Raw genomic sequence first — 13,842 nt, 5'->3', positions numbered from 1 at the left:
GGTCACACTCCGGTCATGTCATAGGGACGCGCAAGCGTCACGGCCCGGCCGCTGCCGAGCTTCAGGGTGATCGGTCCTTCCGCGACGTTGGACAGCGTGCGTGAAGAACCGAAAGGAAGGTGAAAATCGTCGAGCGGATACCGCGCGTTGTCGATCGACAAGCGAGTCAGATCGGAAAATCCCATGATCGAAAACAGGCTGCCGGAAGGAAGGTCGAGACTGACCTCGCCCGCCAGCAGCGGATAGCCTTCTTCGTCGCCCGACGTCAGCATGACCTCGACGCCGCGTTCGGCGAGCGCCACGGCATGCAGGAGATGGCCGACGCCGTGATCGGTGCGCGCCCCGCCCATGGCGCCGACGAGGATCAGACGGCGGGCGCCGAGGGTAAGCGCCCGCTCGACGGCCAGCTCGCCGTCTGTGAGCGATTTGTCGGGCGGATGCGTCTCCCGCGGCGTCTCGGGAAACCGGGCGAGAAGCGTCTCGGACGCTGAATCGAAATCGCCGAGCCAGAGTTCGGGCGTCACTCCAAGCGTCTCGGCATGCGCCATCCCGCCATCGGCGGCGATGAAGCGCGCGCCGAGAAGTTGCGAGGATAGCCTTGTGGTCGCGACGAGACGACCGCCGAGCAAGATGGCGAATGTGGTCATGGCGATCGCTTTAGACGAAAACGATCCGCATGGGGAGGGCGTGACGGCAGGAATTTCAGTCGCGCAGCTTCTGGACCTTATCGAAGAATTTCAGCACCTGGGCCAGTTCATGACCCCGCTTGAGGATGCGGCCCTGCGTGTTGACGATCGCGAACGCTCCTTGCTTGGCGGCGAGTTTCGGGACCTTTTCGACCTGATAGAGCGGCGCATCGCCGGAACGCTTGTAGATCGAGAACACCGCCTTGTCGCGAAAGAAGTCGATCGCGTAATCTCTCCATTCGCCCTCGCCGACCATGCGTCCATAAATGCGCAGGATCTGGTTGAGTTCGAGGCGATGGAAGGTGACGGGCGCGGGATCGCGCGCTTCTCGATAATCCTTGAGGTCGATGACCGCGGGACCGTTGCGCTCGGAAGAGCCCTGCTGCTCGGTGTGATCCGCCATGGAAACCTTTGCGCCGAAATGCCTTGCGTCTAGCTCCGTCGGATGCGCGTGATCATGACGGATCGACGACAGTGTGCCTGAAAGGCGGGGAAATGCAAGACCAATTGGCGCATGGCGACGCCGAGCTAGAGGGCTGCAGCCCCGTAGATTCGTCCGGGATTGCCATCGGCGTCATGCGCCTGGAGCAGAATGGCGCAGCCGTCATAGCCGGGTTTGGAGCCCACGGAGGCCGGCAGTTTCAAGGTCATCGCCTTGCCGTCCCATGCCGCCGACCGTCTCCAACTTGGTCACCGCATTGCGGTAATGCAGCGTTCTGCCGGTATTCTCGCCACTCTCGATCGCGACCGTGGTGCTGCGCTTGAAGTAGGCGACCACCACATTCGCCTTGCCGGAGCCCGCGCCGATGGCGATGGTCATCGTTTCTGGGGTAAGCCGGGCCGAAACGGGCACGCTGACCGCCTGACCGCCCCGCGCCAGGGCGTCGAGATCGGTCATGACGTGAGAAAGCCCTCCCGTCTTGGCCGTGCGCACGCCGTTCAGCACAACCTGCGGCGTGAAGACATTGCTCGCGCCGAAGCTCTTGCTATAGCCATATTGCCGCTCGGTGTTTTCGCGCGCCGACAGCGTGTCCTGCCAGCCCAGATAATTCCAATAATCGACATGATAGGAGATCGCGACGATGTCGCGGCGATCCGCCAGCCGCGCAAAGGCCGCATCGGCTTTCGGACAGGAGGAACAGCCCTGCGATGTGAAAAGTTCGACCACGCCGACGGGTTTCGAAGACACGGTCTCTCCGGCGCGGCATTGCAGACCGAACACGGCAAGGACGAACGCGCCCATGGCGAGAAGTACGAATGCGAGCCTGCGCAATGGATTTGCCTTTCGATCGGACGCGCTGATGGCGTCGCTTGCGGGACAATCATATAGCGAATAGGAGCCTCACGGCTAAATCAAATTCGCTTGAGCGGGAGGGGCCCGCCACAGCGGCTTTTTTGCGGCTGCGCGGAACGATTTCGCAATGAAACTGTTAGGTTGCAGGAAAACCCGCTTCTTTCACGAATGGCAAAAAAACGCCCTTCCGGCGTCGGGTTTTTCCGACTAAAAAGTTTCGCTCTTATAAAAAAATCCGGAGGTTGCACATGAGTATTTTGGACGAAACGGATCGCAGCCTGCTCGCCCTGCTCCAGAAAAATGACAGGCTGTCGCTCGCGGAGATCGGACAAGAGCTCAAACTGGCGCCCTCGACGGTGAACGACCGCATCAAGCGTCTGATTCGCAACGAAATTATTTCCGGCTTCCATGCAGCGGTCAATCCTGAGAAAGTCGGCCTCGATCTCCTGGCCTTCGTCTTCGTCGGCTGGAACGACCCGGAAGTGGAAGAGCGGTTTCTAAAGAAGGTTGCAGAGAGCGGCGCCGTCCTCGAATGCCACCACGTGACCGGCGCGTGGAATTACCTCCTGAAGGTGCGATTGAAGAACACCCGGGAACTCGAACGTTTCCTGGCTCAGGAGCTGAAATCCATCGAAGGCCTGATGCGCACGGAAACACTCATCGTTCTCTCTTCCGCCAAAGAAGTCTCGACCCTCGCCGTCTGAGTTCGGCAAGGGTTCCCTCCTTGGCCCGTCGATGACGACGCGGCCTATCTTCACAGCTGCGGATTGACGACGATACGGCCTTTGACGCCGCCTTTCAGGATGGAAGCGCCGAGCCCCGGCATTTCCGCGAGACCATGTTCGCTGACCATGGCTTCGAGTTTGTCCATCGGCAGGTCGGCGGCCAGCCGCGACCAAGCCTCGACGCGTTGATCATGCGGCCGCATGACCGAATCGATCCCGAGCAGATTGACGCCGCGCAGCAGGAAGGGAACGACGGTGAAGGACGCAACGGCGGCGCCGGCCGCAAGGCCGATGGCCGCCACGGAGCCGTTGTATTTGACCTGCTTCAGCACCCGCATCAGCATATCCCCGCCCACCGCATCGACGCCCGCCGCAAATCGTTCGGACTCCAGCGGCTTGGCCGTGGGCTCCGCAAGCTCTCCGCGGGGGATGATGGTCTCGGCGCCGAGATCGCGCAGATAGTCCTCCGTCTCGGGGCGGCCGGTGACCGCCGCCACTCGATAGCCGAGCCTGGCCAGGATCGCGACCGCAACCGATCCGACGCCGCCGGCCGCGCCGGTCACCACCACCTCGCCTTGATCAGGCTTGAGCCCCGCTTTTTCCAGCGCGATGACGGCCAGCATGGAGGTCAACCCCGCCGTGCCCACAGCCATGGCCTGACGCGTGGAGATGGCGTCCGGCAGTTTGACCAGCCAGTCGGCCTTGACCTTGGCGCGTGAGGCGTAACCACCCCACCAGACCTCGCCGACCCGCCAGCCGGTCAAAACGACACGGTCGCCCGGTCGATAACGCGGATCGGCGGATTGTTCGACCACGCCCGCGAAATCGACGCCCGGCACATGCGGGAAGGCGCGCACGAGCCCGCCTTTGCCATGCATGCAGAGGCCATCCTTGTAGTTCAGCGTCGAATAGTCCACCTTCACCGTCACATCGCCGTCGGGAAGCATCGCATCGTCCAGCTCTTCGACCGCCTGCGAAATCGCACCATCCTCCGCCTTGCGAACCACCAGAGCCTTGAACATGAAAACCTCCCTTGATTGATGCGGCAGTGTTCGCCCGAACCGCGCGGGATGGCAACTGGCAAAAAGTCTGATGCGGCCGCATGGTTTTCTTCTCGCCTGCGCCGCACTATCTTCGGGCAAACAGGAGGCCGCCATGAGCGATCAGGACAATCCCGCCACCCAGGGCGAAATCGGCATTCTCGCCCGCCGCACCATCGAAGCCGGAATCATCAGGCCGATCTATGAAGAAATGAAGGCGGAGATCGGCGAGGACAAGGCCAAGGCGATCCTCGATTCGGCCATCCGCAAGGCGGCCATCGCCGCGGGCGCCGCCTTCGCCGCCAAGACGCCAGGCGGCACCAGCCTGAGGACCTTTCAGGATCTTCAGAGCCTCTGGACCCAGGACGACGCGCTGACGATCGAGGTGACCAGGGCGACCGACACGGAATTCCACTATCGCGTCGATCGCTGTCGCTACGCCGAGACCTACCGCGCCATGGGTCTCGGCGACATCGGCCATCTCCTGTCCTGCAACCGCGACGGCACATTCTGCACCGGCTATGATCCACGCATTACGCTGAAGCGCACTCAGACGGTGATGGAAGGGGCCAGCCATTGCGACTTCCAATACAGTTTCGATCCGGATGCGGCGCCCGCCAAAACCGCGCCATGAATCAGCGCTTTCCTTGACATTGGCGCGCCTGTTTGCCACCTGACTGCCAACGACCTCACTTGCTGGAAAAAGCCATGTCGCTCCCTTCCGATTTCGATCCGAAACCGCGCCGCGCCTCCGTCGCCGTCGATGTCGGCGGCGTGATCGTCGGCGGCGGCGCGCCCGTCGTCGTCCAGTCGATGACCAATACGGATACGGCGGACGTCGATGCCACGGTGGCGCAGGTCGCGGCGCTGTTTCGCGCCGGCTCGGAAATCGTCCGCATCACGGTGGATCGCGACGAGAGCGCAGCCGCGGTGCCGAAGATCCGCGAGCGCCTGTTGCGGCTCGGCATGGATGTGCCGCTGGTCGGCGATTTCCACTATATCGGCCACAAGCTGCTGGCCGATCATCCCGCCTGCGCCGAGGCGCTGGCGAAATACCGCATCAATCCCGGCAATGTCGGCTTCAAGGACAAGAAGGACAAGCAGTTCGCCGACATCGTCGAGATGGCGATCCGCTATGACAAGCCGGTCCGCATCGGCGTCAACTGGGGCTCGCTCGACCAGGAACTGCTGACGCGGCTGATGGACGAGAACCAGGCAAACGGCTTTCCGCTTTCAGCCCGCCAGGTGACGCGCGAGGCGATCGTGCAATCGGCGCTTCTGTCGGCCCAATTGGCCGAGGAGATCGGCCTCGCCCGCAACCGCATCATTCTTTCCGCCAAGGTCAGTCAGGTGCAGGATCTCATCGCCTGCTATCAGATGCTCGCGGCCCGCTCGGATCACGCTCTGCATCTCGGCCTCACCGAAGCCGGCATGGGCTCCAAGGGCATCGTCGCCTCCTCCGCCGCCATGGGCTATGTGCTGCAACACGGCATCGGCGACACGATCCGCGTGTCGCTGACGCCGGAGCCGAACGGCGACCGCACCCGCGAGGTGATCGTGGCGCAGGAACTGCTGCAGGTCATGGGCTTCCGCCAGTTCCTGCCGGTCGTGGCGGCCTGTCCCGGCTGTGGCCGCACCACGTCGACGGTCTTCCAGGAACTCGCCCAGAAGATCGAGACCGACCTGCGCAAGAACATGCCTGTCTGGCGCGAGAAATATCCCGGCGTCGAGGCGCTCAACGTCGCGGTCATGGGCTGCATCGTCAACGGTCCCGGCGAGAGCAAGCATGCCGATATCGGCATATCCCTGCCCGGCACCGGCGAAAACCCGGCGGCGCCGGTGTTCATCGACGGGGAGAAGGCTTTGACGCTGCGCGGTCCCAAGATCGCCGAGGATTTCGAAGCTCTGGTGATCGGCTATATCGAAAAGCGTTTCGGCCAGAAAACGGAAGCGGCCGAATAAGCCGCGCCCGATGCTTGCAAATATTCAGCAAGCCGAAATGCTCCGGTCTTGCGTGGCATTGCCCGTGATTTTGCCGTATTTGTTCGGTTGAGCGGCAACGACGCCACGAAAGGACAGTCCGGCATGAAAAAGTCATTTTGATCGCGCTTTGCGCGCGACCTACCTCTCCGCCTGCACGACGACCGATCCCTATACGGGCGAGAAGAAGATCTCCAACACCGCCGGCGGCGCAGCCATCGGGGCAGGCCTCGGCGCGCTCGCCGGTCTCGCGGTCGGCAATGACGGCCCGGGTCGCCGCAACGCCGCATTGATCGGCGCGGGCCTCGGTGCGCTGGCGGGCGGCGCGGTCGGCAATTACATGGACAATCAGGAAGCCGAGCTTCGCGCCCAGTTGCAGGGCACCGGCATTTCCGTCACCCGCGCCGGCGACCGCATCATCCTCAACATGCCGTCGAACGTGACCTTCGACACCGATCAGGACGCCGTGCGCTCGGAATTCTATCCGACGCTGAATTCCGTGGCGATCGTGCTGCGCAAGTTCAACAAGACGCTGATCGACATCGCCGGCCACACCGATTCGACCGGCAGCCTCGGGCACAATCAGGAACTCTCCGAGCGTCGCGCCGTCTCCGTCGCGAACTATCTCGGCGGCCAGGGCATCGACACCCGCCGCATCGCCGCCATGGGCTATGGCCCGAGCCGGCCGGTGGCCTCCAACGCCTCGCCCGAGGGACGCGCCCAGAACCGCCGCGTGGAAATCTCGATCTCGCCGCTCAAGGGCGCCTGATCTCATGAATGAGAGAAGGCGCGGCGAGATCCGAGCCTTTTCTTCTCAGAGCCGCGCCGTCAAAAGCTTGACGCCGGCAAAGGCGAAGAAGGCGCCCATGACGCCATCGATGCCGCGACGCCCCTTACGATAGAGCGCCACCACGGGCGACAGCGAAAACAACGCCGCCATACCGTTGAGCGAAATCAGACCGATCAGGAAGCATCCGGCGATGTAAAGCGCGATCATCGACGCCGGCGCGCCCATGGGCAGGCCGAGCGAGATCAGCGAGATCCAGGCAAGCACCGCCTTGGGATTGGTGAGATGCAGGCCGAGTCCCTTGAGATAGAGACGGCGCAGGCTTTCCTTGCCGCCATCTTTCGCCGTCTCGGCCAGATCACCCGACGTCATCGCCGAGCGGAACGATTTCCAGGCGAGATAGAGCAGATAGAGCCCGCCGGCAATCTTCAGCACGATGAGCGCCTCGGCGTAACTCGCCATGACGGCCGCCAGCCCGACCGCCGACGCGCAGGCCCAGGTCAGCGACCCCGTCATCACCCCCAGGGCAAAGGCCATGCCGGCGGCGCGGCCTCGCGTCATCGAGGTCGAGATCAAGGCCAGCGTCGCCGGGCCGGGGCTGACCACGGCGATGAAATAGGCCAGCCAGGCGACGGCGAGATGGGGAAGCGTGTCAGCGATCGACATGGGCGAAAATCCTTTTCGGCCGACCATACCCGAACCCGTGACGGGCGAAAGCGACATTTGCTGAAGCCGGCATCACTGAAAATGATGGATCATGGACGGATGGCGCGGATGTCTGCGATCGCCTCGTCGAAGTCTCGCGCCGGGCGGAGGGTGAAAGGGGTTTCGCTCAAATGCGCTTCGAGGATGCGGTCGCACCGAAAGCTGCGCACCGCCTCCCGCTTGTAGTCCCATCCCATGACATACCAGACAGGCGCATTCAGCAGCAGCCATTGCGGCTCGATCTCGCGCCCTGTCAGCCGCCCCTCGACATCGCGATAGGAAAGGCGCACGCGCTTCTGTTCCATAAAACCCGTCAGCAGGGCTTCGGTGATTTCCGCCCCGAGCGGGGAGAAGCTTTCGACGACGGCGGCCGAAGCAGAGCCGCCGATCAGGATGCGGCTTCTCAAACCGGCGATCTTGTCCTTGAGCGACGGCGCGAAAGACGCCACCAGCTTGCGCCTGACGGCGGCCAGATTGGCGATCAGCCAGGGCGACGGCAATTGCTCGGCGATGGCGAGGCAGACCAGCAACTCCACCGCTTCGCGATAGGTGAGGCTCAACTTTCCCACGCCCCAATGACGCGGCAGGCGCACCCCGCCGCCGCGGCCCCGGTCGGCCTCAACCGGCACGCCGCGGTCGCGCAACAAAGCCAGATCCCGGCTGACCGTCCTGAGGCTGACGCCCAATTGCTCCGCCAAGTCTTTCGCCGTCAGCCCGGCGTCGTCCTTGAGCCGGGCGGCGATGGCGTCGAGCCTTTCAAAACGGGAGCGGTCGGTGGCGCGCATCGAAGAAACATGACATAAAATGGCGTATTAATCGATAGATCATCCTCATCGACAGAGGAGACCTTTGATGGCGACGATAAATATCGAGATGGCCAGCTTCCGCCTGAAGCCGGAGATCGAGGAGACAGTTTTCGTGGCTGCGTCCGACCGCTTTCAGCGTGAGTTCCTGAATGCCGCGCCCGGCTTTCTGAGCCGGGAATTGTTGCGTGGGGCGGAAGGCTTCTACCTCGATCTCATCCACTGGCGCAGCAAGGAGGACGCGGAGGCGATGATGAAGACGGCGGAGACGTCGCCCGATTGCGCAGAATATTTCGCGTTGATGGATCTTCAGGGCGCTGAAATGCGCCACTTTGAGCCTCTCGCCGTCTATCGGAAACAGTGAGCCCCCATGGAACCGCTCAAGAACCTATTCTCGCGCGAACTCGTGGCTTGGACCGCGTTTCATCTGCAGCGCGCCGCGCCGGACATCGAAGCGGATTCTTTCATCGAAGCCGTGATGGCGCGGCTGCCCGCCCTCGAACTGAAAGCGCGGGCGCAACTGCTTGCCGACGCCCTGCATGAACGCCTTCCGAAGGACCCGACGCTCCGCTTTCCCATGCTCCGCGCCATGCTGCATCCCGATGAAGGCGGGGACGGCGACAGGGCCTCGGACGCAGAGGGTTTGCGTGGTTGGGCGATCATGCCGCTGACCCTGCTGGTCGGCCAACATGGGCTCGACGATTTCGATGGCGCGATGGCGCTGATGCGCGACATGACCAAACGCCTCACCAGCGAATTCGGCATCCGCTATTGCCTCAAGCATGATCTCGCGCGCGGTCTCGCTATCATGGAAGACTGGGCCGACGATCCCAACCCGCATGTCCGGCGGCTGGTGTCGGAGGGGTCTCGTCCGCGCCTGCCATGGGCGATGCAACTGCCGGCGCTGATGGCGGACCCGACGCCGATGTTGCCGCTCTTGGCCCGGCTGCGCGACGACCCGTCGGACTATGTGCGCCGCTCCGTCGCCAATCATATCAACGACATCTCCAAGGATCACCCGCGCCTGACGGTGGATCTGGGGCGAAACTGGGCGAAGGATGCGCCCCCTGAGCGTCTGTCTCTGCTCAAGCATGGGCTGCGGACGCTGATCAAAAAAGGCGATCCCGGAGCGCTGGAGATCTTCGGCCGCAATGCGCCGGCGGTGTCCGCCAGCTTGCTTCGGCTCTCCGCATCCGGCGTCGTCATGCCCGGCGTGCTGGTCTTCGAAGCCGGGATTACGTCATTGGCGGATCAGCCTCAGATGCTGACGGTCGACTACGTCATCCACTTCCGCAAGGCGCGGGGCGCAACCGCGCCCAAAGTGTTCAAGGGCGGCTCGATGACGCTGGCGCCCGGCGAATGCATGCTCTTCCGCCGCAGCCACGCCTTCCGCCCGATCACCACCAGGCGATATTACGCCGGCGAACATTCGATCTGCCTCAGGATCAATGGCGTCGATCAGGATCCCGCCCTGTTCGATCTCACCCCATGAAAAAACCGCCGGGATTTCTCCCGGCGGCTCGATGTCGGTCCAGGCTGCCTGATCAGGCGGCGAGATCGCGCAGCACCGTCTGCAGGATGCCGCCATTGTGGTAGTAGTCGATCTCGTCGAGCGTATCGATGCGGCAGATGATCGGGATTTCCTTCACCGCGCCGTCGCCATAGGTGACCTTGGCCACCGTCTTGTCGCGCGGCTTGATGTCGGCGAGGCCTTCGATCGTCACCACTTCGTCGCCCTTGAGGCCGAGCGTCTGCCAGTTCTGGCCATCCTCGAACACGAAGGGAACGATGCCCATGCCGACCAGGTTGGAGCGGTGGATGCGCTCGAACGACTGGGCGATCACGGCGCGGACGCCGAGCAGGTTCGTGCCCTTCGCCGCCCAGTCGCGCGAGGAGCCGTTGCCGTATTCGACGCCGGCGAAGATGACGAGCGGCACGCCCTCTTCCTTGTATTTCATGGCGGCGTCGTAGATCGACATCTCTTCCTTGGACGGGTAGTGGATGGTGAATCCGCCTTCCTTGCCGTTCGCGCCCAGCATGTGGTTGCGAATGCGGATATTGGCGAAGGTGCCGCGCATCATCACTTCGTGATTGCCGCGACGCGTGCCGTACTGGTTGAAGTCGGCCACCGAGACGCCATGGCCGAGCAGGTAGGCGCCGGCGGGAGACGCAGCCTTGATCGAACCGGCCGGAGAAATATGGTCGGTGGTGATCTTGTCGCCGAACAGGCCGAGCACGCGCGCGCCCTTGATGTCGGTCACGCCGCCAGCCTGTTTCTGCATGCCCACGAAGTAAGGCGGGTTCTGCACATAGGTGGAGTTGTCGTCCCAGGCATAGGTCTGGCCATCCGGAACCTGCACGGCCTGCCAGTTGGCGTCGCCCTTGAACACGTCGGCATATTTGCTTTCGTAGAGCTCGCGGGTCACGTATTTCAGGATGAATTCCTGTATTTCCTTCGACGTCGGCCAAATGTCCTTGAGGAAGACCGGGTTGCCGTCCTGGTCATGGCCGAGCGGCTCCTTGGTCAGGTCCTTCTGCACCGATCCGGCCAGCGCATAGGCGACGACCAGCGGCGGCGAGGCCAGATAGTTGGCCTGCACGTCGGGCGAAATGCGGCCCTCGAAATTGCGGTTGCCCGAGAGAACGCCCGCGGTGATCAAGCCCTTCTCGTTGATGGTCTTGGAGATCGGCGCCGGCAGCGGGCCGGAATTGCCGATGCAGGTGGTGCAGCCGAAGCCGACCAGATTGAAGCCGAGCTTGTCGAGCGAGTCCTGCAGGCCGGACTTGGCGAGATATTCGCCGACCACTTGCGATCCGGGCGCCAGCGACGTCTTGACCCAGGGAGCGGACTTCAGGCCCTTGGCGACCGCATTGCGGGCCAGAAGGCCGGCGGCGATCAGAACGCTCGGGTTGGAGGTGTTGGTGCAGGAGGTGATGGCGGCGATCGCCACATCGCCATGGCCCAGATCGAAATCCTCGCCTTCGACCGCGTAACGGTTGGTCAGTTGTCCCGGCTTCTTGTAATCGCCTTCGAGCGCGGTGGCGAAGTTCGGCGCGATGGTTTCGAGGGCCAGGCGGCCTTCCGGACGCTTGGGGCCGGCCATCGAGGGCACGACATCGCCGAGATCGAGTTCGAGCGTGTCGGTGAAGACGAGATCGGCGCCGTCGCCGTCACGCCACATGCCTTGCGCCTTGGAATAGGCTTCGACCAGCGCGATCCGGTCCGTGGTGCGGCCCGACATGGTGAGGTAGTTGATGGTTTCGCCGTCGACCGGGAAGAAGCCGCAGGTCGCGCCATATTCCGGACCCATATTGCCGATGGTGGCGCGGTCGGCGAGCGACATCGAATCCAGGCCCGGGCCGAAGAATTCGACGAACTTGGACACGACGCCCTTCTTGCGCAGCATCTGCACGACCGTCAGCACGAGGTCGGTGGCGGTGACGCCTTCCTTGACCTTGCCGGTGAGCTTGAAGCCGATGACCTCGGGCAGCAGCATGGACACCGGCTGGCCGAGCATGGCGGCTTCGGCTTCGATGCCGCCCACGCCCCAGCCGAGCACGCCGAGACCGTTGATCATCGTGGTGTGCGAATCGGTGCCGACGCAGGTGTCGGGATAGGCGACCGTCTCGCCGTCTTCATCCCTGGTCCAGACCGTCTGGCCGAGATATTCCAGATTGACCTGGTGACAGATGCCGGTGCCGGGGGAACGACGCGGAAATTCTTGAACGCCTGCTGGCCCCATTTCAGGAAGCGGTAACGCTCGCCGTTGCGCTCATATTCGAGTTCGACATTGCGATTGAACGCCTGCGGCGTGCCGAATTCGTCGACGATGACGGAGTGGTCGATGACCAGATCGACGGGCACCAGCGGATTGATCTTTTCCGGATCGCCGCCGAGCGCCTTGATGCCGTCGCGCATCGCCGCGAGGTCAACGACGGCGGGAACGCCGGTGAAGTCCTGCATCAGCACGCGGGCCGGGCGATAGGCGATCTCATATTCGCTCAAGCCCTTGTTGACGAGCCAGGCGGCGACCGCCTGAATATCGGCCTTGGTGACCGAACGGTCGTCTTCGTTGCGGAGCAGGTTCTCGAGAAGGACCTTCATCGAATAGGGCAGCTTGGAAACGCCGGCCAGGCCGTTGGCTTCGGCCTTCGGCAGGCTGTAGTAGACATAGTCCTTGCCGTTCACGGTCAGCGTAGAGCGGCAATTGAAACTATCGAGGGAATGCGACATGGAAAACCCGTCTCGTCTGTTCAGCTGAACTGACGTGCGAACGCCCGGCGCCCGAAAGCGCATGATGGGATGCGGGTGCAACCATTTCCGCTGTCCGCACGAAGAATTGTTTTTCAACTCTTGGTTCGGCGCAAGGATGACCTTCACGCCGGCTGCTGGCGCGATTGCGGACGTTATAGATAATTTCTAAACAAGGTTCCATACTGACGAAGGTCGAAGCTGAAGTTTTTTTGCATCGCAGAACAAATCGCCCGGGAGATGAAGAATGCGTTTGGAAGCCCGCGAAATCGCGGCAAACCGTGGCGGGGAAAGGCTTTTTCGGCTGTTTCTTTCGACTTGGCCTCCGGTGAGAGCCTGGTTCTGAAAGGCAAGAACGGCACGGGAAAATCGACGCTGATTCGCACCGTAGCCGGTCTGCTGCCGCTGGAAGAGGGATCGGTGACGCTGACGCTCGACGATGGGAGGACAGCTCCGCGCGCGCCCGAGGCCTGCCACTATCTCGGCCATCGCAACGCCATGAAAAAGGAACTGACGGTTGAGGAAAATCTCCAGTTCTGGAAGTCCTTCTTCGGAGATTATCAGGGCAGGTCCGGCATGGAGATCGACGAGGCGGCCGACGCGCTCGGCCTCATCGGCCTTTTGCACCTCCCCTTCGGCTATCTCTCGGCCGGCCAGCAACGGCGCATGGCCATGGCCAAACTCCTGACCGCCTGGCGGCCGGTCTGGCTGCTCGACGAGCCAACGGCGGCGCTCGACAGCCAGTCCGAATCGCTGTTCGCCCGGCTGATGAAAACCCATCTCGACCAGGGGGAATGATCGTCGCCGCCACCCACCAGCCGCTCGGCCTCGACGCCGCCCGCGAACTGGTCATGACCGGCTTCCACTATTTCGGCGAGGCGGCATGACCGCTCTCTTCCTCCGCGATCTCCGACTGGGCTTTCGCGCTGGCGGCGGCGTGATGATCGGCATATTGTTCTTCATGACCGTGGTCGCCGTGATCCCCTTCGGCGTCGGCCCCGATCTCAATCTCCTGTCGCGCATCGGGCCTGCGATCCTCTGGGTGGGGGCGCTGCTCGCCTCGCTGCTCGGACTGGACCGGTTGTTCCAAGCCGATCGCGACGATGGGTCGCTCGATCTGCTGATGATGCAGGAGACGCCGCTGACGCTGATCGTGCTGATCAAATGCCTGGCGCACTGGGTCTCCGCCGTCCTGCCGCTGGTCGCCGCCTCGCCGCTTCTCAGCCTCTTCATGAATATGAACGAGACGGCGATGGGAGCGCTCGCCTTGACGCTGCTGGCCGGCTCGCCCGCCATCACCTTCATCGGGGCTGCGGGCGCTGCGGTGGCGGTGGCGTTGCCGCGCGGCGGGCTGATCGTCTCGATCCTCGTCCTGCCGCTGACCATCCCGGTGCTGATCTTCGGCGTCTCCGCCGTCTATGCGGCGGTCGAGGACCCCGCCCCCTTTCTGCCGCCCTTTCTGGCGCTGATCGCGCTCAGCCTGTTCTTCGCCGTCATCGGCCCATTGGCGGCCGCTTTCGCGCTGCGCGCATCGGCCGAATGATGACCAAGATGTGAGGCCATTTCCGCT

13 protein-coding genes and 2 pseudogenes are annotated in these 13,842 nt (G+C 63.1%); 8 read left to right on the top strand and 7 right to left on the bottom strand.

The features are described 5' to 3' along the window. Positions 1 to 2: 2 nt before the first annotated feature. The 3 genes from H2O14_RS13875 to H2O14_RS13865 form a co-directional block, all read right to left on the bottom strand. Positions 3 to 647 carry a thiamine diphosphokinase gene (locus H2O14_RS13875; RefSeq protein ID WP_210275449.1) on the bottom strand — a complete coding sequence of 215 codons (645 nt, stop codon included), beginning with the start codon at positions 645 to 647 and terminating at the stop codon, positions 3 to 5. Positions 648 to 702: 55 nt separating this feature from the next. Continuing rightward, positions 703 to 1,089 carry a DUF2794 domain-containing protein gene (locus H2O14_RS13870; RefSeq protein ID WP_182828118.1) on the bottom strand — a complete coding sequence of 129 codons (387 nt, stop codon included), beginning with the start codon at positions 1,087 to 1,089 and terminating at the stop codon, positions 703 to 705. Between the two features lie 201 nt (positions 1,090 to 1,290). Next, positions 1,291 to 1,959 (bottom strand): thioredoxin family protein, encoded by a 669-nt coding sequence (locus H2O14_RS13865; protein ID WP_182828117.1) that lies wholly within the window; start codon positions 1,957 to 1,959, stop codon positions 1,291 to 1,293. Between the two features lie 269 nt (positions 1,960 to 2,228). Between H2O14_RS13865 and H2O14_RS13860 the strand changes: the two genes are divergently transcribed. Further along, positions 2,229 to 2,684 carry an Lrp/AsnC family transcriptional regulator gene (locus H2O14_RS13860; protein ID WP_137157232.1) on the top strand — a complete coding sequence of 152 codons (456 nt, stop codon included), beginning with the start codon at positions 2,229 to 2,231 and terminating at the stop codon, positions 2,682 to 2,684. Positions 2,685 to 2,734: 50 nt separating this feature from the next. Here the strand turns inward: H2O14_RS13860 and H2O14_RS13855 are convergent, their stop codons facing one another. After that, positions 2,735 to 3,727, bottom strand: a complete 993-nt coding sequence (locus H2O14_RS13855; RefSeq protein ID WP_182828116.1) for an MDR family oxidoreductase — start codon at positions 3,725 to 3,727, stop codon at positions 2,735 to 2,737. A gap of 133 nt (positions 3,728 to 3,860) precedes the next feature. On the opposite strand from H2O14_RS13855, the gene H2O14_RS13850 reads away from it, so the two are divergent. From H2O14_RS13850 to H2O14_RS13840, 3 genes are all read left to right on the top strand, one after another. Beyond that, on the top strand, positions 3,861 to 4,379 hold the full coding sequence (locus H2O14_RS13850; protein ID WP_182828115.1) for an L-2-amino-thiazoline-4-carboxylic acid hydrolase: 519 nt from the start codon (positions 3,861 to 3,863) through the stop codon (positions 4,377 to 4,379). Positions 4,380 to 4,453: 74 nt separating this feature from the next. Then, complete coding sequence (gene ispG, locus H2O14_RS13845; protein ID WP_182828114.1) at positions 4,454 to 5,707, top strand: flavodoxin-dependent (E)-4-hydroxy-3-methylbut-2-enyl-diphosphate synthase; 1,254 nt, start codon at positions 4,454 to 4,456, stop codon at positions 5,705 to 5,707. A 148-nt stretch (positions 5,708 to 5,855) separates the two neighbouring features. Further along, positions 5,856 to 6,494, top strand: coding sequence for an OmpA family protein (locus H2O14_RS13840; protein WP_182828113.1), 639 nt, complete (start codon positions 5,856 to 5,858; stop codon positions 6,492 to 6,494). A 45-nt stretch (positions 6,495 to 6,539) separates the two neighbouring features. On the opposite strand, the gene H2O14_RS13835 is transcribed toward H2O14_RS13840, so the two are convergent. Together H2O14_RS13835 and H2O14_RS13830 are read right to left on the bottom strand one after the other, a co-directional pair. Continuing rightward, complete coding sequence (locus H2O14_RS13835) at positions 6,540 to 7,178, bottom strand: LysE family translocator (protein WP_182828112.1); 639 nt, start codon at positions 7,176 to 7,178, stop codon at positions 6,540 to 6,542. A gap of 89 nt (positions 7,179 to 7,267) precedes the next feature. After that, on the bottom strand, positions 7,268 to 8,002 hold the full coding sequence (locus H2O14_RS13830) for a helix-turn-helix transcriptional regulator (protein ID WP_182828111.1): 735 nt from the start codon (positions 8,000 to 8,002) through the stop codon (positions 7,268 to 7,270). A gap of 67 nt (positions 8,003 to 8,069) precedes the next feature. On the opposite strand from H2O14_RS13830, the gene H2O14_RS13825 reads away from it, so the two are divergent. Both H2O14_RS13825 and H2O14_RS13820 read left to right on the top strand, forming a co-directional pair. After that, a complete protein-coding gene (locus H2O14_RS13825; RefSeq protein ID WP_182828110.1) occupies positions 8,070 to 8,384 on the top strand; it encodes an antibiotic biosynthesis monooxygenase in 315 nt (104 codons plus the stop codon). Positions 8,385 to 8,390: 6 nt separating this feature from the next. Continuing rightward, positions 8,391 to 9,512, top strand: coding sequence for a DNA alkylation repair protein (locus tag H2O14_RS13820; protein WP_182828109.1), 1,122 nt, complete (start codon positions 8,391 to 8,393; stop codon positions 9,510 to 9,512). A gap of 52 nt (positions 9,513 to 9,564) precedes the next feature. Here H2O14_RS13820 and acnA read toward each other — a convergent pair. After that, positions 9,565 to 12,254, bottom strand: a pseudogene (acnA, locus tag H2O14_RS13815) (aconitate hydratase AcnA). A gap of 265 nt (positions 12,255 to 12,519) precedes the next feature. Between acnA and ccmA the strand changes: the two are divergent. Both ccmA and ccmB read left to right on the top strand, forming a co-directional pair. Continuing rightward, a pseudogene (gene ccmA, locus H2O14_RS13810) lies at positions 12,520 to 13,159 on the top strand (heme ABC exporter ATP-binding protein CcmA). Then, positions 13,156 to 13,815, top strand: coding sequence for a heme exporter protein CcmB (ccmB, locus tag H2O14_RS13805; RefSeq protein ID WP_137157221.1), 660 nt, complete (start codon positions 13,156 to 13,158; stop codon positions 13,813 to 13,815). Before ccmA ends, ccmB begins: the two are co-directional and overlap by 4 nt. The last annotated feature ends 27 nt before the right edge of the window (positions 13,816 to 13,842 follow it).

Source organism: Rhizobium sp. G21, assembly GCF_014158035.1.
Classification (GTDB): Bacteria; Pseudomonadota; Alphaproteobacteria; order Rhizobiales; family Rhizobiaceae; genus Rhizobium_E.
Note: the sequence above shows the minus strand (reverse complement) of the source record. Positions and strands in the feature narration are given on the sequence as shown.